The 20587-nt window shown below is 76.3% G+C and carries 18 protein-coding genes; 8 read left to right on the top strand and 10 right to left on the bottom strand.

All coding sequences use genetic code 11. From position 1 onward, the window contains the following. Positions 1–12: 12 nt before the first annotated feature. From FHL79_RS00095 to FHL79_RS00085, 3 genes are all read right to left on the bottom strand, one after another. Positions 13–591 carry a GNAT family N-acetyltransferase gene (locus tag FHL79_RS00095; RefSeq protein WP_138756619.1) on the bottom strand — a complete coding sequence of 193 codons (579 nt, stop codon included), beginning with the start codon at positions 589–591 and terminating at the stop codon, positions 13–15. Further along, on the bottom strand, positions 588–1121 hold the full coding sequence (locus tag FHL79_RS00090) for a YbaK/EbsC family protein (RefSeq protein ID WP_138756618.1): 534 nt from the start codon (positions 1119–1121) through the stop codon (positions 588–590). The genes FHL79_RS00095 and FHL79_RS00090 overlap by 4 nt, the downstream gene beginning before the upstream one ends. Before the next feature lie 63 nt (positions 1122–1184). Next, positions 1185–2546: an MFS transporter gene (locus FHL79_RS00085; RefSeq protein ID WP_246080156.1), complete on the bottom strand. Its 1362-nt coding sequence runs from the start codon at positions 2544–2546 to the stop codon at positions 1185–1187. 317 nt (positions 2547–2863) lie between these two features. Between FHL79_RS00085 and FHL79_RS00080 the strand changes: the two genes are divergently transcribed. The 3 genes from FHL79_RS00080 (at position 2864) to FHL79_RS00070 (ending at position 7602) form a co-directional block, all read left to right on the top strand. Then, positions 2864–3184 carry a DUF6504 family protein gene (locus tag FHL79_RS00080; RefSeq protein WP_138756617.1) on the top strand — a complete coding sequence of 107 codons (321 nt, stop codon included), beginning with the start codon at positions 2864–2866 and terminating at the stop codon, positions 3182–3184. Next, entirely contained in the window at positions 3184–3696 is a 513-nt protein-coding gene (locus FHL79_RS00075) for an SAV_6107 family HEPN domain-containing protein (protein WP_138756616.1), read from the top strand. Before FHL79_RS00080 ends, FHL79_RS00075 begins: the two co-directional genes overlap by 1 nt. A 150-nt stretch (positions 3697–3846) precedes the next feature. Beyond that, positions 3847–7602 carry a DNA polymerase III subunit alpha gene (locus FHL79_RS00070; protein ID WP_138756615.1) on the top strand — a complete coding sequence of 1252 codons (3756 nt, stop codon included), beginning with the start codon at positions 3847–3849 and terminating at the stop codon, positions 7600–7602. A gap of 98 nt (positions 7603–7700) precedes the next feature. Here FHL79_RS00070 and FHL79_RS00065 read toward each other — a convergent pair whose 3' ends face one another. After that, positions 7701–8027, bottom strand: coding sequence for a GYD domain-containing protein (locus FHL79_RS00065; protein ID WP_138756614.1), 327 nt, complete (start codon positions 8025–8027; stop codon positions 7701–7703). A 208-nt stretch (positions 8028–8235) separates the two neighbouring features. On the opposite strand from FHL79_RS00065, the gene FHL79_RS00060 reads away from it, so the two are divergent. Together FHL79_RS00060 and FHL79_RS00055 are read left to right on the top strand one after the other, a co-directional pair. Beyond that, positions 8236–8970: a methyltransferase domain-containing protein gene (locus FHL79_RS00060; protein ID WP_138756613.1), complete on the top strand. Its 735-nt coding sequence runs from the start codon at positions 8236–8238 to the stop codon at positions 8968–8970. Then, complete coding sequence (locus tag FHL79_RS00055) at positions 8967–10139, top strand: alkaline phosphatase family protein (protein WP_138756612.1); 1173 nt, start codon at positions 8967–8969, stop codon at positions 10137–10139. The genes FHL79_RS00060 and FHL79_RS00055 overlap by 4 nt, the downstream gene beginning before the upstream one ends. A 3-nt stretch (positions 10140–10142) precedes the next feature. Here the strand turns inward: FHL79_RS00055 and FHL79_RS00050 are convergent, their stop codons facing one another. From FHL79_RS00050 to FHL79_RS00040, 3 genes are read right to left on the bottom strand one after another with little or no spacing between them, the layout of a single operon-like run. After that, on the bottom strand, positions 10143–11159 hold the full coding sequence (locus FHL79_RS00050; protein WP_138756611.1) for a ferredoxin family protein: 1017 nt from the start codon (positions 11157–11159) through the stop codon (positions 10143–10145). Beyond that, the gene (locus FHL79_RS00045) at positions 11128–12459 is read right to left on the bottom strand and encodes a cupin domain-containing protein (protein ID WP_138756610.1); all 1332 of its coding nucleotides are present in this window, start codon (positions 12457–12459) and stop codon (positions 11128–11130) included. Before FHL79_RS00045 ends, FHL79_RS00050 begins: the two co-directional genes overlap by 32 nt. A gap of 2 nt (positions 12460–12461) precedes the next feature. Next, positions 12462–12884 (bottom strand): hypothetical protein, encoded by a 423-nt coding sequence (locus tag FHL79_RS00040; RefSeq protein WP_218938268.1) that lies wholly within the window; start codon positions 12882–12884, stop codon positions 12462–12464. Positions 12885–13099: 215 nt separating this feature from the next. On the opposite strand from FHL79_RS00040, the gene dinB reads away from it, so the two are divergent. Beyond that, positions 13100–14335 carry a DNA polymerase IV gene (dinB, locus tag FHL79_RS00035; RefSeq protein ID WP_138756608.1) on the top strand — a complete coding sequence of 412 codons (1236 nt, stop codon included), beginning with the start codon at positions 13100–13102 and terminating at the stop codon, positions 14333–14335. A gap of 166 nt (positions 14336–14501) precedes the next feature. Further along, a complete protein-coding gene (locus FHL79_RS00030; protein ID WP_138756607.1) occupies positions 14502–14903 on the top strand; it encodes an SCO2097 family morphological protein in 402 nt (133 codons plus the stop codon). Between the two features lie 174 nt (positions 14904–15077). Here the strand turns inward: FHL79_RS00030 and FHL79_RS00025 are convergent, their stop codons facing one another. From FHL79_RS00025 to FHL79_RS00015, 3 genes are read right to left on the bottom strand one after another with little or no spacing between them, the layout of a single operon-like run. Further along, positions 15078–17426, bottom strand: a complete 2349-nt coding sequence (locus FHL79_RS00025; protein WP_138756606.1) for a transglutaminase TgpA family protein — start codon at positions 17424–17426, stop codon at positions 15078–15080. Next, positions 17423–18805: a DUF58 domain-containing protein gene (locus FHL79_RS00020; RefSeq protein WP_138756605.1), complete on the bottom strand. Its 1383-nt coding sequence runs from the start codon at positions 18803–18805 to the stop codon at positions 17423–17425. Before FHL79_RS00020 ends, FHL79_RS00025 begins: the two co-directional genes overlap by 4 nt. 19 nt (positions 18806–18824) lie before the next feature. Beyond that, a complete protein-coding gene (locus FHL79_RS00015) occupies positions 18825–19856 on the bottom strand; it encodes an AAA family ATPase (protein WP_218938267.1) in 1032 nt (343 codons plus the stop codon). A gap of 267 nt (positions 19857–20123) precedes the next feature. Here FHL79_RS00015 and mraZ point away from each other — a divergent pair, with 267 nt between their 5' ends. Then, on the top strand, positions 20124–20558 hold the full coding sequence (gene mraZ, locus FHL79_RS00005; protein ID WP_138756603.1) for a division/cell wall cluster transcriptional repressor MraZ: 435 nt from the start codon (positions 20124–20126) through the stop codon (positions 20556–20558). Positions 20559–20587: the final 29 nt, after the last annotated feature.

The following is a 20587-nucleotide window of genomic DNA, read 5'->3' as shown; positions in this document are numbered from 1 at the left end:
CGGGAACCGGGATCAGTCCCTCGGCGCCGGCGGGGCCAGCGGCAGTCGGGCGCCCAGGATCGCGAAGGGCCGCGCGTCACCGGGGAAGTGGTAGCCGCGGGCCAGGTCGACGAAGCCGTCGGCGTGGTAGAGCCGGAAGGCCTTCGTGTCGGTGTCCGGGGTGCTCAGCAGCGCGGCGGGATGGGGCAGGTCGGCCAGCAGGGCGTGCAGCAGCTGACGGCCCAGGCCGCGGCTCTGGTGGTCGGGGTGGACGTGCAGCTCGCAGACCTCGAAGGCGCCGGGCAGCCACTGCTTGGCCGTCCGCCGGTCCAGCGCGTTGCGGACCTGGTCGTGCCACCACTGGCCCGGGGCGACCAGGTAGCCGTAGCCGAAACCGACCAGCCGCTCGCCCTGCGGGGTCTCGGCGAAGCCGCCGACGGACCGGAAGCCGGGGCGCTCGGTGTGCTGGACGGCGTAGCCGTAGCGGCCGGCGACCACCGACTCGCCGTAGCCCATCGCCGCGCCGTAGATGGCCAGCGCCTCGTGCAGGTGGTCGCGCATCCACCGGGTGGGCAGCTCGGTGACGCGGGTGGCGGGGGTGGTGTCGGTCATCGGGCTCCCGCCTCGGCGGTGGGCTGGGTGCGCTCGGCCGGGCCGAGGCCCACCTCGGCGGGCGTGCCCTCGGTCAGTCGCAGCAGCTCGTCGTAGCTGGTCGGGAAGACGGTGTGCGGGTGCCCGGCGGCGGCCCACACCTGCCGGTGCCGGGCGAGCTCGACGTCGACGAGCGTGCCGATCGGCGCGGGGTGGCCGATCGGGGCGACCCCGCCGATCGCCTGCCCGGTGTGCCGGCGGACGAACTCCGGTGTCGCCCGGGTGATCGCCGGGACGCCGAGCAGGTCGGCCACCAGGGCCTCGTCGACCCGGTGCGCGCCGCTGGTGAGGACAAGCAGCGGCTCACCGCCGACGTCGAACACCAGGCTGTTGGCGATCGCGCCGACCTCGACCCCCAGCCCGGCTGCGGCCGCCGCGGCGGTCCGGGCGCTGTCGGGCAGCACGCGCACCTCGCCCGCGGCGCCGGCCGCGCGCAGCAGCTGCGCGACCTCGGCGACCCGGGGGTGCTGCGGGGTCTCCGCTGCGGTCATGCGGCGATCCTCCCACCGTCCCCCGCCGGGCGTGCCACCCGGGACGGCGACCGGTGTGCGGGCTCACCGCAGGTCGGCGTCCAGCGGCCGGGCGTCCGCCACGGCGTCGCGTGCGCCCGGGGGCAGGTCGCCGTCGGGGGTGTCCAGCGGGTGGGCGATCTCGTCGGCGCCCAGCCGGGCGGCGGTGATCGCCAGCACGGCCAGCACGGGCGGCACGCCCCCGGCGAGGGCGAAGGTCGCGGCGACGCCGATCTGCTCGCTCACCGGGCCGGCCAGCGCCATGGACAGCGGCATGAAGGCCAGCGAGACGAAGAAGTCCAGGCTCGAGACGCGGCCGAGCAGGGCCGGCGGGACCCGGCGCTGCAGCAGCGTGCCCCAGATGACCGTGGCGCCCTGGAAGGTGGCGCCGACGACGGCCGAGGCGAGGACCATCACCCACAGCTGGGTCGCCACCCCGAACAGCGCCAGCGGCAGGCAGCCGGCACCCCAGAGCATGATCATGATGGTCAGGTACCGGCGGGGCAGCCGGCGGGAGGCGACGACCAGCGAGCCCACGGCACCGGCGACGCCGAAGGCGGCCAGCACGAGGGAGTGCTCGGCCGGGCCGCCGCCGGTCTGCTCGCGGACGGCGAAGGGGGTGAGCACCTCCAGGGGGCCGATCACCACCAGCACGAGCACCGAGGCGAACAGCAGCGTCGACAGCAGCCACGGGGTCGCGACCATGTAGGCGAAACCGGCCCGGACGTCGACCAGGACCGCGACGACGGGGTGCCGGGCCCGCCCGCCGGCCGCCTGGTCCTGCGACGCCTCGGCGGTGAGGTCGCGCCGCAGCGGGGTGTGCGGCAGACCGAGCAGGGCCAGGACGGCGCCCAGGGCTGCCACCGCGGTGGCGAGCAGGGCCATGCCGGGCGAGGTCGCCGCCACGATGGCGCCGGCCACCGCAGGACCCCCGGCCTGGGTCAGCAGCGGACGGAGGAAGCCCTCCAGGCCGTTGGCCGGGAGCAGGTCGTCGGCCGGCAGCAGCGCCGGGACCAGCGCCGAGTACGCCGGGTAGTAGAGCCCCTGGGCCAGCCCGACGAGCAGCGACGCGACCGCCAGGTGCCACACCTGCAGCAACCCGGACAGCGAGAGCCCGGCGACCGACGACGTCGCGGCGAGCTCGATGAGGGCGACGGTGATCAGGATGGGCCGCTGGGGCACCCGGTCGGCCAGCGCGCCACCGAGCAGCGTGGTGAGCAGCATGCCCACGGCCATGCCGGTGTTGACCAGGGACAGCGCCGCCGGGCCACCACCGAGCTCGATCACCTGCCACACCACGGCCAGCAGGTAGAGCCCGGTGGAGGTGAGGGACAGGACGAGGGCGGCGGCCAGCCACCGGTACCCGGGGTGCCGGAGTGGGCTCAGCGCCCGCGGCAGGGCCGGCACGGTGTTCCTCCTGGTGGTGGACGTGCCCGACGGTCGGCAGGCGGTACCAGTCGACCGCGGGGGACGGTCGGCAGGCAAGGCAGTTACCGGCCGGCGCGGTCGGTGCAGTGGCTGCAACGACACGTGCCCGGACGCACTCGTGCCGGCTTGACGCCCCCGGCGCGGTCCGGTCTACTTCTCGGTGTTCGAACACCTGTTCGAACACCGGTGGTGCTGTCCACCGACCCGGGCTACCCGTGCACCCCGGTGCGCGGGTGCTTCCCCGCCGGGTCGGGCGGCGGTGCCACCGGTGGGGGCTGAGAGTGCGGGAGTCTGTCATGAGCCGGGTGCTCGTCGGGGCCGGAGGCCGCGTCGGTGAAGAGGTGCAGGTCGAGCAGGGGTCGTCGGGGCCGGCCCAGTTCTGGCGGGGCCAGACGCGCTACGTCGTGGGGGAGCTGCTCGACTCCTGGGTGGAGACCGCGCCGTGGTGGCAGGCCGACCCCGCCGGCGGGGCGTCGGCGGAGCTGGTCGCCACCCGGCAGGTCTGGCGGGTCGAGGCGGTTCGCGCCGGGCGGTCCCGGATGAGCTTCGCCGGGGTGTTCGACCTGTCCTGGGAGCCGACGGCCAACCAGTGGCTGCTCGTCCGGGCGCACGACTGATGGGCGCCGCACGCGTCATGTCCTACGACGACCGGCCCGCCGAGGGTCAGCTCCCGTTGCCCCCGCCGCTCCCGGCCGTCGCCGCCCAGCTGCTGGGTCAGGCGCACCGCGGGCTGGCCGAGGCCGCCACCTGCCCCGACGCCGGCTGGCGCTACGCCACCGCTCACCTGGCCGCGCTCCGCGGTGCGGCTGCGGTGCTCGCTGCCCGCACCCAGCCCGAGCCGGGGCGGCGCCGGCCGCGCAGCGCCTGGGTGCTCATCGGCCAGGTCGCACCGGAGCTGGGCGAGTGGGCGGCGTTCTTCGCCGCCGGTGCGGCCAAGCGTGCCGCGGCCGAGGCCGGGCTCTCCTCCGCGGTCACCGAGCGGGAGGCCGACGACCTGGTCCGCGACGTCACCACGTTCCTCGGCGTCGTCGAGACGTCGATCAGCCGGGCGGTGCCACCGCAGTCCCCGGCCCGCCTCCGGTCGATGGACTCACGTCCCCGCCGTCCGGCCGGGCGCTCGGGTCGGTGAGCGAGCTCGCGAGCTCACGCATGGGCAGAGCAGCGGCGCGAACGCGACCGGCGAGCGCCAGCGAGTCGGACTCGTGAGTGAGCTCGCGAGCTCACGCATGGGCAGAGCAGCGGCGCGAACGCGACCGGCGAGCGCCAGCGAGTCGGACTCGTGAGCGACCCCTTCGTCCACCTGCACGTCGCGTCCGGGTACTCGATGCGGCATGGCGCCAACCACCCGGCCGACCTCGTCGCCCGGGCCGCCGAGCACGGCATGGGCGCCCTGGCGCTGACCGACCGGGACGGCCTGTACGGGGCGGTGAAGTTCGCCGTCGCCTGCCGGACGGTCGGGATCCGGCCGCTGTTCGGGGTCGACCTCGCCGTCGACCCGGTGGCCGGTGGCGAGCCGGGCCGGGTCCGGGCCGCCGACCTGCACCGGGCGCGGCACCCGGTCGGGCGCCGGGCGCCGGCCCGCGGTGGCGCCAGCGTCGACCCGCGGCTGCCGCGGGTCACCTTCCTCGCCAAGGACGGCGCCGGCTGGGCGTCGCTGTGCCGGCTGACCAGCGCCACCCACCTGGGTGGCACCCGCGGGGAGCCGGTCAGCTCGCTGCCGCTGGCCGCCGCGCACTCGACCGGGCTGCTGGCCCTGCTGGGGCCGGGGTCCTCGGTGGGCCGGGCGCTGGCGGAGGGGCACGCCGACCTGGCGCGTGCCCGGCTGGCAGCCTGGCAGGAGGTGTTCGGCCGGAGGCAGCTCGCCCTCGAGGTGGTGCACCACCGCGGCCAGGGCGACCGGTCCCGGGCCCAGGCGCTGCTGCGGTTCGCCGCCGAGACCGGGGTGCCGGCGGTGCTCACCAACGCGGTCCGCTACGTCGACGCCCTCGACGCGCCCACCGCCGACGTGCTGGACGCCAGCCGCCGGCTGGTGCCGCTGGGGCAGCGGCACGTCGACCGGCGCACCGCCGAGGGGTACCTGAAGTCGGGCAAGGAGATGGCCGACCTCGCCGAGGAGCTGGCCGGCCCCGACCGGGACGCCGCCCGGCGGCTGCTGGCCACCACCGCCGGCATCGCCGAGCAGTGCGCGGTCGACGTGCGCGCGGACCTGGGCATCGGCACCGTCCGCTACCCCGAGCTGGACGTGGTCACCACCGCGGCCGAGCGCGGGCTGGGTCCCTCGGGGGTGCTGCGGGCGCGCTGCGAGGCGGGCTTCGGCCGGCGGGCGATGACGCCGTCGGCCGCGGTGCGGGAGCGGCTGGAGGACGAGCTGGCGGTGATCGACGAGCTCGGGTACCCCTCCTACTTCCTCACCGTCGCCGACGTGGTCGCGCTGATCAAGGAGCTGCGGGTGCGGGCGGCGGCCCGCGGGTCGGGTGCCGGCAGCCTGGTCACCTACCTGCTGGGCATCTCCGACGTCGACCCGATGCGCTACGGCCTGCTGATGGAGCGCTTCCTCTCCCCGCTGCGCCACCAGCTGCCCGACATCGACATCGACGTGGAGTCCGCCCGGCGGATGGAGGTCTACGACGCGGTGATCGCGCGCTTCGGTGCGCACCGGGTCAGCTGCATCTCGATGATGGACACCTACCGGGTGCGGCACGCGATCCGCGACGTCGGGGCGGCGCTGGGGCTCCCGCCCGCCGAGGTCGACGCGGTGGCCAAGGCGTTCCCGCACATCCGGGCCAACCAGGTGCACGCCGCGCTGCGTGACCTGCCGGAGCTGCGGGCCAGCCGGATGGGCTCGAGACGAACCGGTGGTAGTGGGGATCTCGACCTGGTGTTCGACCTGGTCGCCCGGCTAGACGGCCTGCCCCGGCACATCGCCCTGCACCCGTGCGGGGTGCTGCTGTCCGACGCGACGCTGCTGGACCGCACCCCGGTGGAGAACAGCTACCTGGGCTACCCGATGAGCCAGTTCGACAAGGACGACGTCGAGGAGCTCGGGCTGCTCAAGCTGGACCTGCTGGGCATCCGCATGCAGTCGGCGATCGCGCACGCGATGGACGAGGTGGCCCGGGTCGACGGGGAGCAGCTGGACATCGACGCCGTGCCCCGGGACGACCCGGCCACCTTCGAGCTGATCCGCAGCACCCGGACGCTGGGCATGTTCCAGATCGAGTCCCCGGGGCAGCGCGAGCTGGTCGGCAAGTTCGGTCCGCAGACCTTCGAGGACCTCATCGTCGACATCTCGCTGTTCCGGCCCGGCCCGGTCAAGAGCGACATGGTCACCCCGTTCCTGATGGCCCGGAACGGCTGGCGCGACCCGGTGTACCTGCACCCGGCGCTCACCCCGGCGCTGGAGCAGACCGCCGGGGTGGTGGTCTTCCACGAGCAGGTGCTGATGATCGTGTCGGCGATGACCGGCTGCTCGCTGGCCGAGGCCGACGAGGTGCGCCGGGCGCTGGGGGAGAAGGACGCGCACCCCGAGGTGCGGGCCTGGTTCGCCCCCCGGGCGCTGGAGGAGGGCTTCGCCGTCGAGGTGGTGGAGGAGGTGTGGGAGGTGCTGGTCGCCTTCGGCTCCTTCGGGTTCTGCAAGGCCCACGCCGCGGCGTTCGCGCTGCCCACCTACCAGTCGGCCTGGCTCAAGACCCACCACACCGCGGCCTTCCTGGCCGGGGTGCTCACCCACGACCCGGGCATGTACCCCAAGCGGCTGATCCTCGACGACGCCCGCAACTTCGGCGTGCGGGTGCTGGGCCTGGACGTGAACGCCTCGGCCGGCAGCTACCGGGTGGAACAGGTGGCGGCCGGGGAGCGGGCTCCCGAGGAGGGCGCGGTCGAGGACGGCGGCTCCCGGCCCCGGCCGGACTGGATGCCGGCGTCGATGCCCGATCCGGCCCGGTACGGCATCCGGCTGTCGCTGGCAGACGTCAAGGGCATCACCGACGACGAGGTCGCCCGGATCGTCGCCGGCCAGCCCTACCGCTCGCTCGCGGACTTCTGGAACCGGGCGGGGGTGTCCCAGCCGGTGGCGGAGCGGCTGGTGCTCGCCGGCGGCTTCGACTCCGTCTACGGCTTCGGGGTGCGGGACAGCGAGGCCGGCCGCCCGACCCGCCGGCGGGAGCAGCTGACCCGCCGCGACCTGCTGCTGCAGATCGGCGAGCTGGACCGCTGGAGCCGCAGCGGCGCCCGGGCGAGCAGCACCGGGCAGCTCGGGCTGGAGCTGTTCGGTGCCGGCACGGGTCCCGACGAGGAGCCAGGGCTGTTCGACGTCCCCGGTGCCGACGGCGGGATGCCGGAGTTCGTCAGCTCCGGGCTGCCGGAGTTCACCGACGCCGAGCGGGTGCGGGCCGAGCTGGAGGTGCTCGGGCTGGACGCCAGCCGGCACGTCGTGGAGTTCTACCGGCCGTTCCTGGCCGCACTGGGCGCGGTGCCGGCGGGTGAGCTGCTGGGCTGCCGCAGCGGGGCCGAGGTGCTGGTCGGCGGGGTGAAGGTGGCCACCCAGACCCCGCCGATCCGGTCCGGCCGGAGGGTGGTGTTCGTGACCCTGGACGACGGCACCGGGTGCGCGGACTCGACCTTCTTCGAGGACGTGCAGGGGCCCTACGCGGCGACGGTGTTCCACTCCTGGCTGCTGGTCGTCCGCGGGGTGATGCGCCGGACCGGGCCGCGGGGGGTGTCGATGCGGGCCACCGGGGCGTGGGAGCTGCCGGCGCTGCACGAGGCGTGGGAGACCGGCGGGCTGGACGCGGTGGCCGAGCTGATGGCGGCCCCGAGCGGCTACACCGACCAGGCGATCGCCGGGGCGGCGGCCTCGCACGGGCCGCGACCGGTGGTGGTGCGGCCGGTGCTGGTGCACCCGACCGGGTTCCGGATGTCGCCCTACGCCGACATCAAGCCGGCCGGGGAGGACGCCGCGACGGCTGCCCGCCGCGCGGCGTCCGGGCCGCCGCGGAAGCTGTGGCACTCCAGCCCCGGCAGCTCCGGCCACTGATGGAGGGCCCGCCGCGCCCGCCACTCGCGAGCTCGCGGCGGGCCACCGTGGCGGGGCCGGGCCGTGGGTGTCCACCGCCCCCATCGTGCGGGGGACGCTCAGCCGGTCTGGCCGGGCGCGGTGTAGTCCGGCCGGACCTGGGCAGCGCGGTCGATCTGGTCGGGCGTCAGCAGGACGACCGTGCGCGCGCGCACCGCGCCGGAGCCGCTCACGGTGAGCGCCACGGCCGCTGCGGACTCGCTGTCCGGCATGTCGACGGTCACGTAGACGTCATCGCCGCCGAAGGCGAAGTCGAACGTCTCGAGCCGACCGCCGAGGCCGGCGACCATCTTCTCCACCGCCGCCTTGCGGGCCGACCCGCCCGCGGCCATGAGGCCCCGAGCTCCCTCCGCCGAGTACTCACCGATGACCAGGAACCGAGGCATGGGGTGCTCCTTCCGGACGGCCCCCGCTCGTCGGCGATGCTCCTCACCGGCCCGGGGACGCACAACGGTGGACCCCACGCCGGACGCGGCGGCGGCGCGGCAGCTACGCACCGGCAACCGCGCGAGGTCGAGCGTCACGACGACCACGGCGTCCTCGATCCCACCCGGTGGACGGCGACCCGGCGAGAGCGCCACTAGGCTCCGGCAGGTGCCCGTGACCGACTCCGCCCTCGCGCAGCCCCCTGCCCGGACGGCGGCGATCTGGGCCGCGCTCGACCCCGTCGTCACCACCGGCGCCGCCCTGCAGGTGCTCGACGTCGGTGGCGGCAGCGGGATGTTCGCCGTCCCGCTGGCCGAGCTGGGCCACCGGGTCACCGTGGTCGACCCCAGCGCCGACGCGCTGGCCACCCTGCACCGCCGGGCCGCGACCGCGGGGGTCGCCGAGCGGGTCCGCGGCGTCCAGGGCGACGGCGACCGGATGCTCACCGCGCTGCCGTCAGCAGACCTGTTCGACCTGGTGCTCTGCCACTTCGTCCTCGAGGTCGTCGACGACCCGGCCAGCACGCTGGCGCAGATCGCCGGGGTCCTGCGCCCCGGCGGCCGGCTCTCCACCGCCTCGGCGAACCGGGCCGGCGCCGTGCTGGGTCGTGCCGTCGGCGGCCATCCGGTCGAGGCGCGCGCCCTGCTCACCGGGCAGGACCCGGCTCCGGCCCGCGGCGGACCGGCCCGCCGCCGGTTCAGCCCCGAGGAGCTGCTGACCCTGCTCGCCGGCGCCGGCCTGGAGCCGGGGGAGTGGCGCGGGGTCTCCGTCGTCACCGACCTGCTCGGCGCCTCCACCGGTGCCGACGCCGACGCGCTGCGCGCCCTGGAGCTCACGCTGGCGACCACGTCGCCCTACCGCGACGTCGCGACCGGGCTGCACGTGCTGGCCACCCGCCCGTGACGGTCCCGCCCGACGACTTCGCGGTCCCCGCCTACGGGGCGAACACCCTCGCCGACGTGCTGCCCAGCGTCGCCACCGCGCTCGGTGTGCCGGTCCGCCGCGGCGACCTGCCGGCCGACCCGCTGGACCTGACGCCCGCCCTCGGCGGCGCGCGCCGGGTCGCCGTCCTGCTGGTCGACGGGCTCGGCGCCGAGCTGCTGGCCGCACACCGTGACGAGGCGCCGGTGCTCAACGCGCTCGGCACCCCGGCCGGGGTGCTGTCGGCGCCGTGCCCGAGCACCACCCCGGTCAGCCTCACCACGCTGGGCACCGGGCTCCCGCCGGGCGGGCACGGCGTGCTCGGCTTCGTCACCGAGGTGCCCGGCGAGGGCCGCACCCTCAACCACGTCCACTGGGGCGAGGACCCCGACCCGCTGCAGTGGCAGGCCCAGCAGACGGTCTTCGAGCAGGCCACTGCGCACGGCGTCACCTGCACCGCGGTCGGCCCGCACGCCTTCGCCCGCTCCGGGCTGACCCGGGCCGCCTACCGCGGCGCCGACTACGCCAACGCCTACAGCCCCGGCGACCTGGTGGCGGTCGTGCACGCCGCGCTGGCCGCCGGCGACCGCAGCCTGGTCTACGGGTACACCGCCGAGCTCGACCTCACCGGTCACGTCCGCGGGGTCGACTCCGCCAGCTGGCGGCACCAGCTCGGGGTCGTCGACCGGATGGTCGAGCAGCTCGCCGCCGGGCTGCCCGACGACGCCGTCCTGCTGGTCACCGCCGACCACGGCATGGTCGACGTGCCGGCCGGCACCCGGCTGGACGTGGGGGAGGAGCCCGGCCTGACCGACGGCGTGCGGCTGCTCACCGGCGAGCCCCGTGCCCGGTACGTGCACACCGCCCCCGGTGCGGCCGACGACGTCCTCGCCACCTGGCGGTCGGTGCTCGGGCACCGCGCCTGGGTGGTCAGCCGGGCGGAGGCGATCGCCAGCGGGGTCTTCGGGGACGTCCAGGAGCAGCTGGCGATGCGGATCGGCGACGTGGTCGCGCTGGCCCGCAGCAGCTGGGCGTTCACCGACATGGCGACCGAGCCGCACACCTCGCTGCTGGCGGCCTTCCACGGCTCGCTCACCTCGGCCGAGCTCGCCGTCCCGCTGCTCGCCGCCCGCGGCCGCGCGCTGGACTGAGGCTCAGACCGGGGTGATGACCCGCAGCGCCAGCGGGTGCCAGCTCCGCCAGTGACCCGGCAGCGTGGCCGAGCAGGTCAACCGCTCCGCGGACTCGGACAGCCGGCTCTCCACGGTGACCACGACGTCCCCGTCCGGTCCGGTGAGGACGACGTCGAAGCGGTCCACGCCCGGCGCCGGCGCAGGCAGTGCCCGGACCCGCCGCACCGGCAGGTCGGCGACGCCGAGCAGCCCGAGCTCCTGGCGGGCGGCGTGCTGCGCCGCCTGGGCCGCGGGCACCAGCCCGGACCGGCCGCGCAGCAACGGCAGCACCACCTGGCCGGCGGCGGAGGCGGCGACCAGCCCGCCGCCGTCCTCCGGCACCTGCCCGTAGGCGAGCCCCCACGGCAGGACGACGACGTTCGTGGCGAACCGGCAACCACCGAGGTGGCTGGTCTCCCAGACGTCGGCCGGGCCGTCGGCCGGGAGAGCGCGGGCGAGCGGGCGGCCGCGGACGGCGCAGCAGACGTCGTGCGCACCGTGCGTGCACACCAGGTAGGTCGGCGCCTGCGACGGCGTGCCGACCGACCCGTCCCAGGGGAGCTGCAGCAGGTCGGCGTCGGACTCGCGGGTGGACCACCAGACCGTCTCCACCCCCGGTGTGGTGTCCGCGACCGCCCAGCGTCGACCGGAGTCGGACAACCGGTCCCCGGCGCGGCGGACCAGCTGGATGCGCAGGCCCAGCTCGCGGGCGCGGGCGGCCAGCCGGGATGCCACCCGCCGGTCGAACCGGGACTCCAGCAGCGCGTCCCGGCCCCACGGCCCCGGCTGCTCGACCAGCAGCCAGCGCCGGGCCGGTGGCGCGGTCGCCACCGGGGAGTCGCCGCGCAGCAGTGCCTGGACCGAGCAGCGCGCGGGGTCCAGCCGGCCGGCGGGGGCCGAGCGGGGCGCGGGCGTCTGCTCGTCGCGGCAGGACTCGGGTCCGGTCGAGCCGGACCGGCCCGCCCGCTCACCGTCCGGGATGGCCGCCACGGTCTCCATCGTGCCCGGCGCCGCCCGGACGGGCGTCCGGGACGACCGCGATCGACTCGGTCACCAGCCGGCGGGCCAGGGTGAGCTGGTCGGCGGCGTCCAGTCCGGGCAGGTCGCCGACCTTCAGCTCGCCGGCGGCGAGGAGGGCGGCGAGCGCCGGGTGCGTGTCGGCCGGGAGGTCGTGCGTGCGGCGGCCGGCGACCAGCGCCACCCGGTCCCCGACCGGCTCCCGCAGCTGCGCCCGCAGCAGCGGACGCACCTGCAGCACCGTGCCGGCGTGCAGGGCGGCGAGGGCGCTGGACTGGGCCAGCGGCGACACCGGGGCCGGGCGCACCTGCGACCAGGCCCGGGCCCGCAGCTGGTCGGCGACGGCGGCCGGGTCGACCTGGTCCAGCCAGCGGTGCAGTCCGGTGAGCACCGCGGCGACGTCCTCGGCGGTGGCGGCGGGGTCGGCGAGGTCCACCCCGAGCGGCAGCGAGCCGCGCAGCGCCGGGTCGTCGGCGGCCAGGGTGCGGACCAGGTCCAGCGCGGACTCGACCGCGCCCCACCGGGTCACCGAGTGCACCCCGATGGTGAGGTGGGCGCTGATCTCGCCGAGCGCGACCGCGGAGTGGATGTAGCCGCGCGGCAGGTAGAGGGCGTCACCGGGGCGCAGCACGGTGTCGATCACCGGCGGGCGCTCGGCGGCGGCGGCCACGTCCGCGGCCCGGTCGGACCACGGGTGGGTGCGCAGCGGGTCGGCGAGCACCGGGGAGTGGATCGTCCAGTGCTTCTCCCCGGCGACCTGCAGCACGAAGACGTCGTGCACGTCGTAGTGCGGGGAGAACCCGCGCGAGGACGGCGGGGTGACGTAGGCGTTGACCTGGGTGGGGTGCCCGAGGTCGGCGGCGAGCTGGCCGGCGAACTGGATCAGCGGCGGCCACAGCCGGTGCAGCCCCTGCAGCACCACGGTGCTGCCCTCGGCGAACAGCCGCAGCACCGAGTCCGACGAGACCTGGTCGGCGACCTCGGCGCCCGCCCCCTGGGAGCTGGTGAACCGTTTGGTGTCGACGACCGCGCCGTCCTTGGCGATGCGCAGGAACGGCGTGCGCAGCCCACGGGTGCTCAGCAGCTCGTCGACCGCGTCGAGGGTCAGCAGGTCGGTGAAGGTGCCGCCGAGCTGCCCGGCGGTGGACAGCAGCGGTCGGCGGGCCCAGTGCTCGGCGGCGAAGACCTCGGGGTCGACGCGGATGCAGCGACGCAACGCGGGGCGGGCGCCGCCCTCCGGGATGGAGGACGACGCCCGGTCCTGCCGTTCCGGGTCAGGCACGCTCAGGCCGAGCCGTCCGCGCCGCCGTCGTGCTGGCCGGAGGTCCCGCCGCCGGCACCCGAGTCGGCCGGGCCCTCGGCCCCGCTGTCGGCGCCACCATCGGCACCGCCATCGGCGCCGCCGTCCGCGCCGCCGTCCGCGCCGCCGTCCGCGCCGCCGTCCGCGCCGCCGTCCGCGCCGCCGTCCGCGCCGCCGTCCGCGCCGCCGTCCGCGCCGCCGTCCGCGCCGCCGTCCGCGCCGCCGTCCGCGCCGCCGTCCGCGCCGCCGTCCGCGCCGCCGTCCGCGCCGCCATCGGCACCGCCGTCCGCGCCGCCGTCGTGCTGACCCGGGGTGCCCTCGGCACCGCCGTCGGCCGTGCCCTCCGTGCTGGTCATGTCGTCGTCGTCGAGCGCCATGGCTCCTCCGATCGTCGTCGTCGTGGCCACCGGACGGAGACCACCTGGGGCAGTTCTACCGCGAAGATCGTCCCCGCACACCTGCTCCGGGGGGCTCGATCCGGTCGTGCACCGCCCGACACCGGGACCACGTGGTCACGACGTGGTCTGCGGCTCGAACCGGCGCGCCTGCCGGGACGTTTCGGCACCGCATGATCGGCTAACCTCTCGAACAGGTGTTCGACCACAAGGGGTAGGGGTGTCAGATGTCCGATCGCGCCACCGGTTGCACGGTGCTGCACGTCGACATGGACGCCTTCTTCGCCAGCGTGGAGGTCCGCCGGCACCCCGAGCTGGCCGGCACCCCGGTGATCGTCGGCGGGATGGGCAACCGCGGGGTCGTCACCTCGGCCACCTACGAGGCCCGCCGGTACGGGGTGCACAGCGCCATGCCGACCTCCCGCGCCCTGCGGTTGTGCCCGACGGCCACCGTGCTCCCGGGTGACCTGGCGCTCTACGCCGAGGTCTCGCGCTCGGTCATGGCGCTGTTCCGCTCGATCACCCCGCTGGTCGAGCCGCTCAGCCTGGACGAGGCGTTCCTCGACGTCTCCGGCGCCGGACGGCGGCTGGGGGACCCGGTCGCGATCGGCGAGTACATCCGCGGCCGGGTCTTCGACGAGCAGGGCATCACCTGCTCGGTCGGGGTGGCCGGCAGCAAGTTCGTCGCCAAGCTGGCCTCCACCCGGTCCAAGCCCGACGGCCTGCTGGTCATCCGGCCGGCCGAGGTCATGGACTTCCTGCACCCCCTGCCGGTCGGCGCCCTGTGGGGTGTCGGGGCCAAGACCGAGGAGGTGCTGCTGCGGTTGGGGCTGCGCACCGTGGGCGACCTGGCGCACGTCCCGGCGCGCACCCTGCAGCGTGCCGTCGGCCACGCCGCCGGCGCGCACCTGCACGAGCTGGCGTGGGGGCGCGACCCGCGCCGGGTGGTGCCCGACGAACCCGACCGCTCGACCGGGGCGGAGGAGACGTTCGGCACCGACGTCGACGACCCGGCGGTGATCCACCGGGAACTGCTGCACCTGGCCGAGCGGACGGCGGGGCGGCTGCGCTCGACCGGCCACCTCACCCGCACGGTCAGCCTCAAGGTGCGCTTCGCCGACTTCACCACGATCACCCGCTCGCGCACCCTCAAGGTCCCCACCGACGTCGGTCAGGAGCTCTACGACACCGCCCGGTCGCTGTTCGACGCCCTGGGGCTGGACCGGGCGCGGATCCGGCTGGTCGGCGTCCGGGCCGAGGGGCTGGTGGAGGCCGACGCGACCGCCCGGCAGCTCGAGCTGGGCGCGCGGGAGCACGGCCGGCGGGACGCCGAGCTGGCCGCCGACCGGGCGGCCCGCCGGTTCGGCGCGGGTGCGGTCCGGCCGGCCACGCTGATCACCCGGACGCAGGTGCCCGGGTCGGGCCCGAGCCGCCGTCGTCCCCCGCCGGAGCGGGGGCGCTGAGCCGCCGTCCTGCCCGCGGCGGGCACCGCTGCGGGGCGGGCGGCAGCCCCGACGGGTGTGTCGGCGACGACTCGCCTTTCGCCGCCCGCAATCGGCTCGTATCCTCGGTGTCACCGCGGGCGGATTGCCGCCGGTGGCTTGTTGCACTGCGCACCTGGAGGTCGACGTGCCGCTCTCCGAGCACGAGCAGCGTCTGCTGGAGCAGATCGAGCGTGCCCTCGTCGACGACGACCCGAAGTTCGCTTCGACGGTACGCACCGGCGACCGCCGTCAGAAGGCCCGACGCAAGCTCCAGATCGGCATCGGCCTGGTCCTCGTGGGCCTGGTCGTCCTGGTCGTCGGGGCACTGGAGTTCTGGCCGCTGGGCGTGCTGGGCTTCCTGGTCATGTTCGCCGGCGCCGTCCTGGGCATCCTCAGCTACAAGAACGCGACCGGCGCCGTCTCCCCCGGTGCGGCTCCCGGCCCGGCCGGGGGAAGCACCGCCGTGGGCGGCAAGGGCCCCAAGGCCCGCCGCCAGCCGCTGAAGAACCGGCTGGAGGAGCGCTTCCGCCGCCGCTACGACCAGTAGCCCCCGCACGCACCAGCAGCCGCCGTCCCCGAGGACGGCGGCTGCTGTCGTTGGTGAGGAGCTGGAACGGCCACCCTCCAGGAGCCCGCGCCGAGCGTGGTGACGTGCTGGAGCAGCCCCGCTGCAAGGGTCCCGCCGCGAGCTCGCGAGTGGTGGGGGCAGCGGGGTCCTTCGTCAGGCGGCGCGGAGCCGCCGGGGGGTGTGCGCCGTCAGCCAACCGGTCACCTCGGCCAGCGTCGAGGCCGGCCACAGGGCCGCCCGCAGCCGCTGACCGCGGGACGCCCGCCGCAGCAGCGCCCGCCGCACGGTGCGCAGCGCCGTCGCCGACCCGGGGTCTGCCCCGGCGCTCGCCGGCGGCCCGTAGACCGCCCGCTCCTGGGCCAGGGCGAGGACCCGCACCGCCGGGACCGCCGCCGGCTCGGTGCCGGACAGCCACTCGGCCAGCTCCCGGGCGACCTGGCGCGTGGTGCCGGTGACCGGCACGTCGACGCCGAGGTCGGCGGTGCTGGCCAGCAGCTCCTCCCACAGCGCCCCGGCGCTCCCGTCGGCCAGCCGCCGGCGCCGGGCCCGCCGGCGCAGGACGCCGGGCGCGGCCAGCAGCCCGAGCAGGACGACGGCCCCGCCGGCGCCGGCGTACCAAGGGGCCAGCGAGCGCTCGTCCTGGAGCGCCTCGACGTCGATGGGCACGTACTGGTCGTCCCGGTCGATGGTCGCGGTCGGGCCGGCGGGCACCGGCACGCCGGCGTTCGGGGCGGTCGGCTCGGCGGTGGTGTCGGCGGGGATCACCGTGCGCGGCGCCCACGGCAGCGTCACCGCCCGGTCGGCGGCGATCGGGGTGGGGTCGAAGGGGATCCAGCCCACCCCGGCGAACCACGCCTCCACCCAGGCGTGCGCGTCGTCCGTGGTCACCAGCCGGCTGCCGTCGGACTGCACCTGCCCGGGGGTGTAGCCCAGCACGACCCGGGCCGGGACCCCGGCGGCCCGCACCAGCACCGCCATCGCCCCGGCGTACTGCTCGCAGTAGCCGCGCTTGAGGCGCAGGAAGTCGACCAGGTCGTCGCCGGTGGTGCCCGGTGTGGTGGACAGGCTGTAGACGAACCGGTTGGCCGGGTCGGTGAAGTGGGACAGCACGGCGCGCACCCGGTCGTAGGGCGTGCCGGCGTCCGCGGTGAGGTCGGCGGCGAGGTCGGTGACGCTGGGGGCGACCGTCGGCAGCTCGACGTACCGGAGCATGGGGTCGTCGGCGGCCAGCTCGGGCGCGGCCTCCAGGTCCGCCACCGTCGGCTCGGGCTCCTCCGCGGAGAACTCGTACGTCGCACCACCGGTGGTGACGTCGCGGCCGTAGATCGTCGTGCCCGCCTGGTCGAACCGCCAGGACCTGTCGTCGCCGCCGGCCACCTCGACCCGCTGCGGGGCGTAGGCCACCGGCAGGAACTGGTCGTCGTGGCCGAGGACGGTGACCTGGGCACGCACCTCCCGGCGGGGCTCGTCCCCGGGCAGCGGGGCGAGCGTCGGGTCGTCGGCGATCGACTCCTCGCCGTCCAGGTTGGACATGTGCCAGCCGTTGTCGCCGTACTCGTCCAGGGAGACCGCCCGCAGGTAACCCAGGTCCTCGACGGAGGCGTCCACCTGCAGCAGGTCCATCGGCTCGGGCCGGTTGAGCTGGCCGGCCATCTCGGCGACCGGGTCCAGCGAGGAGCCGAGCCCGTTGCCGGTGCCCGACCCGCCGATCCCGCTCGCCAGCGAGCCCTCGGCCAGGGTCGGGACGAACACCGGCAGCACCACGCCGGCCACCAGGGCGATCACCCCGACGCGCAGGGCGGGCAGCGTCGCGGTGCCCAGCGGGGAGCCGCTGCCGCCGCGCGCGCTGTCCACCAGCCGGCCGCGCTGGTCGGCCCACAGCAGGACGGCGAACCCGCAGGCCGGGCCGGCGAAGGAGAGGAAGGCGACGCTGCCGGTCACCGTGCTGACCGGGACGCAGTACAGGACGAGCAGCCCCAGGCCGCCCAGCGCCGGCTGCCGCGCCGGGACCGCCAGCAGGTCGGCGGCCAGCGCGACCAGTGCGACGAACAGCGTGGTCAGCGCGACCAGGCCGTCCAGCGGCAGGGCCGGGGTCGCCTGCTCGGCGATCTCGTCCACACCGTCGGCGAGCACCCCGGCCAGGTCGGCGATGCTGCCGGGGGTCGGTAGCAGCCCCAGCAGCAGGTGGTCGGGGGCGAAGACCCGGCCGAGCACGACGAGCACCAGCAGCAGCTGGCCCAGCGGGACGGCGACGCGGCCGAGCGCGCCGAGCAGGCCCGACCCCGGGCCCCGCTGGTCCAGCAGCCGGCTGAAGCCGGCGCGCAGTGCGATCCCGCCGAGGGTGACCGCCGCGACGACCAGCACCACCGGCGGGACCCAGTTCCGCGCGGCGAACACCGGGTCGAGGGCGAGCGAGCCGAGCAGGACGCCGGCGCCGGCCGCGAGGGCGGTGCCGGCGTGGTCGCGGGGAGCGCGGGGCAGCTCGTCGGGGAGAGCGCTCATGCCGGCACCTGCCCGGCCGGTGCCGCGAGGTGGCTGCCGACCGGACCGCGGCCGTCCGGCCCGCCCAGCCGGTTCCACACCTCGCCGATGCCCTGGTCCGGGCGGACCGCGGCCACCTGCCAGCCGGCCGACCGCAGCAGGGCGATCGCCTGCTGCTGGCGGGTGACCACCTCGGTGCGGGCGGCCGGGGCCAGCGGTCGGCGGCTCCGGGACGCCCCGGCGTCCAGCCACGCCGCGGCATCGACCAGGACGGCGACGTCGGTGCCGGGGCCGGAGCGGAGGCGGGCCAGGGCGTGCACGTCGTCCGGGCCGACCAGGCCGAGCAGGCAGATGGCAGGTCCTTCCACGTCGGCGCGGCGCAGGGACTCCAGCCCGGCCTGCAGCCCGGTGGCCCGGGAGCCGCTGACCTCGGCGAGCCGCTCGAGCAGCTCCTCGGGCCCCAGCGGGCCGCGACCGAGCGCGGGGGTGAGCTCGCCGCTGTCGGTCAGCACGCGCAGCCCTGCGCCGCCGCGGAGCAGGTGGACCCCGATGCTGGCCGCGGCCTCCACGACCCACTCCAGGGTGTCGGTCGGGGCGGCGGGGTCGCCGGCCGGGCCGCGGACGGTGCCGCCGACGAGGTGGGCGGAGAGCCGGGTGTCCACGAGCAGGCTCGCCGCGGCGCGCCACGGGCGTTCCTCGAGCCGGACCATCAGCTCGCCGGTGCGCGCGGTGGCCCGCCAGTGGACCATCCGGAGGTCGTCGCCGTAGCGGTACTCGCGGGTGCTGACGTCGTCCTCGCCGTGCACCGCGATCGACCGGCGGGAGCCCTCGCCGCCGGTTCCGCCGGCGCCGGCGAGGGCGCCGCTGCCCTGCAGCGGCTGCACCCGGGGGGTGACGAGCAGGGTGGAGGTGTCGCTGCCCGCGGCGGTGCGCAGCACCAGCCCGAACGGGTCGACCAGCCGCAGCCGGACCGGGCCGAGCGGGAAGCGGCCGCGGCGGCTCCCGTGCAGCCGGTAGCGCAACGGGGCGGTGGCCCCGCTGGCCAGCCGCTCGACCACGAAGTGCGGCCGGATGCCCAGCTCGGCGGGCAGTTGCTCGGTGAGCAGCCAGAGGCCGCCCGCGCGCCGGTCGGTGTTGGCCACCTCCAGCAGCACGTCGGCGTCCCCGCCGCGGGGGAGCCGGGGGACCGACAGGGTGCGCCGGGTGGCGATCCGGAACCGCTGGCGGGCCACCCCCACCGCGGACACCACCGGTAGTGCCAGCACGAAGACCGCGAGCTGGACGAGGGCCCGTTCGCCGAGCAGGGCGCCGAGCAGGCCCAGCGTCAGACCGGCGGCGACCAGGCAGCGCCCGCGCAGGGTGAGGGTGGAGACGGCGTCGCCGAGGCGGGTGCGTGCCATCGAAGCTGCGGTTCCGGGCTCAGCGGCCGCGGTGGACCGGGACGGTGGCGAGCAGGTCGGTGACCACCCGCTGGGCGTCCCGCCGGGCGAGGGCGGCGTCGGGGGTCAGCAGCAGCCGGTGGGCCAGCACCGGCACGGCCATCGCCTGCACGTCGTCGGGCAGCACGTGGTCGCGGCCGGCCAGCGCCGCGGTGGCCCGGGCGGCGCGGAGCAGCTGCAGCCCGGCCCGCGGTGAGGCGCCCAGCCGCAGGTCGGGGGAGCGGCGGGTGGCCTCGACCAGGGAGACCACGTAGCGGCGCAGGGGCTCGGCGACGTGCAGCCGGCCCACCGCCGCCACCAGCCCGCGGATGGAGGCGGCGTCGAGGACCGGCGTCAGGTCGGTGAGGGGGTCGGCGGTGGCGCGCTCGTCGAGCATCGCCAGCTCGGCGTCCCGGTCGGGGTAGCCCATCGACACCCGGGCGGTGAAGCGGTCCCGCTGGGCCTCCGGGAGGGGGTAGGTGCCCTCCATCTCCAGCGGGTTCTGGGTGGCGACGACCATGAACGGCCGGGCCAGCTCGTAGGTCACGCCGTCGACGGTGACCTGCCGCTCCTCCATGCACTCCAGCAGGGCGGACTGCGTCTTCGGCGAGGCGCGGTTGATCTCGTCGGCGACGACGATGTTGGCGAAGATCGCGCCGGGCTTGAACTCGAAGGCCCGGGACTCCTGGTCGTAGACCGCCACCCCGGTGACGTCGCTGGGCAGCAGGTCCGGCGTGAACTGGATGCGCCGCACCGTGCCGTCGATCGACCGGGCCAGCGCCTTGGCCAGCGTGGTCTTGCCGACGCCCGGCACGTCCTCGATCAACAGGTGGCCCTCGGCGAGCAGGACGGCCAGCGCCAGCCGGACGACGTCGGGCTTGCCCTCCACCACGCGGCTGATCGCGGCGGCGAGCCGGGCGCCCTCGGCGGCGACGTCGACCTCCGTGCCGTCGACGGGGCCGGCCACCCGGGTGCCGGAGGTCGGTGGGGCGGTGGTCCCTGCGGCGTCCAGCGCGGCCGTGCTCTCCGTCACCAGGCCCACGGTACGTGGGTTTCGGACGGACGTGACTGGTCAGCGCAGCGCCGGCCCCTGCCAGGGGCCGCCGGGGCGGCCGGCGCGGCACCGGCCACCGGGCCGGCGGGCGACCGGCCGGTGGGGGCCGGTGGGGGCATGGGGGCGACACGGCAAGAAGTGGTGTCCGGTGGGGACCAGTGGGCTAGTGTGGCGCGCAATGGGGAGGCAGGGACCACGGATGGTGCCCGGCTCGACCACAGGAGGACAGATGTTGGGGGTGATCCGGTGTTCGTCGGCAGCTACCCCCTGCGGCTCGACGAGAAGGGCCGGCTCGCCCTCCCTGTCCGTTACCGCGAGCTGGTGGCCGGCGGCATGGTGATCAAGAAGGGCCAGGAGCGCTGCGTCTACGGCCTCACGATGGCCAGGGTCGCCGAGCAGAGCGCCGCCCTCAAGCAGATGGCGCCCGCGGACACCAACGCCGCCCGGATGCACGCCCGGATGAGCTTCGGCTCGATGGTCGAGGTCGAGGCCGACAAGGCCGGCCGGATCACCATCCCGGCCACCCTGCGGGAGTACGCCGGCCTGGACCGCGACGTCGTGGTCGTCGGCGTCGACACCCGCTTCGAGATCTGGGACGCCGCCACCTGGGCCGCCTACGAGGCCGAGCAGGAGGCCGTCTTCGCGGCGATGGAGAGCGAGGGGATGCCGACCTTGTCCTGACCCGCGGACCGCCCTCCCCGACCCCACCG

This window comes from Modestobacter altitudinis (genome assembly GCF_005930475.1).
Taxonomy (GTDB): domain Bacteria; phylum Actinomycetota; class Actinomycetes; order Mycobacteriales; family Geodermatophilaceae; genus Modestobacter; species Modestobacter altitudinis.
The sequence above is the reverse complement of the archived record's forward strand: the minus strand, read 5'-3'. Positions and strand labels throughout refer to the sequence as shown.

What these genes read in the sequence shown, in the direction of transcription:
- FHL79_RS00090 (WP_138756618.1), bottom strand. Translation starts at nt 1,121, where the DNA reads ATGACCGCAGCGGAGACCCCGCAGCACCCCCGGGTCGCCGAGGTCGCG.
- FHL79_RS00050 (WP_138756611.1), bottom strand. Translation starts at nt 11,159, where the DNA reads ATGGAGACCGTGGCGGCCATCCCGGACGGTGAGCGGGCGGGCCGGTCC.
- FHL79_RS00080 (WP_138756617.1), top strand. Translation starts at nt 2,864, where the DNA reads ATGAGCCGGGTGCTCGTCGGGGCCGGAGGCCGCGTCGGTGAAGAGGTG.
- FHL79_RS00065 (WP_138756614.1), bottom strand. Translation starts at nt 8,027, where the DNA reads ATGCCTCGGTTCCTGGTCATCGGTGAGTACTCGGCGGAGGGAGCTCGG.
- FHL79_RS00075 (WP_138756616.1), top strand. Translation starts at nt 3,184, where the DNA reads ATGGGCGCCGCACGCGTCATGTCCTACGACGACCGGCCCGCCGAGGGT.
- FHL79_RS00095 (WP_138756619.1), bottom strand. Translation starts at nt 591, where the DNA reads ATGACCGACACCACCCCCGCCACCCGCGTCACCGAGCTGCCCACCCGG.
- dinB (WP_138756608.1), top strand. Translation starts at nt 13,100, where the DNA reads ATGTCCGATCGCGCCACCGGTTGCACGGTGCTGCACGTCGACATGGAC.
- FHL79_RS00025 (WP_138756606.1), bottom strand. Translation starts at nt 17,426, where the DNA reads ATGAGCGCTCTCCCCGACGAGCTGCCCCGCGCTCCCCGCGACCACGCC.
- FHL79_RS00020 (WP_138756605.1), bottom strand. Translation starts at nt 18,805, where the DNA reads ATGGCACGCACCCGCCTCGGCGACGCCGTCTCCACCCTCACCCTGCGC.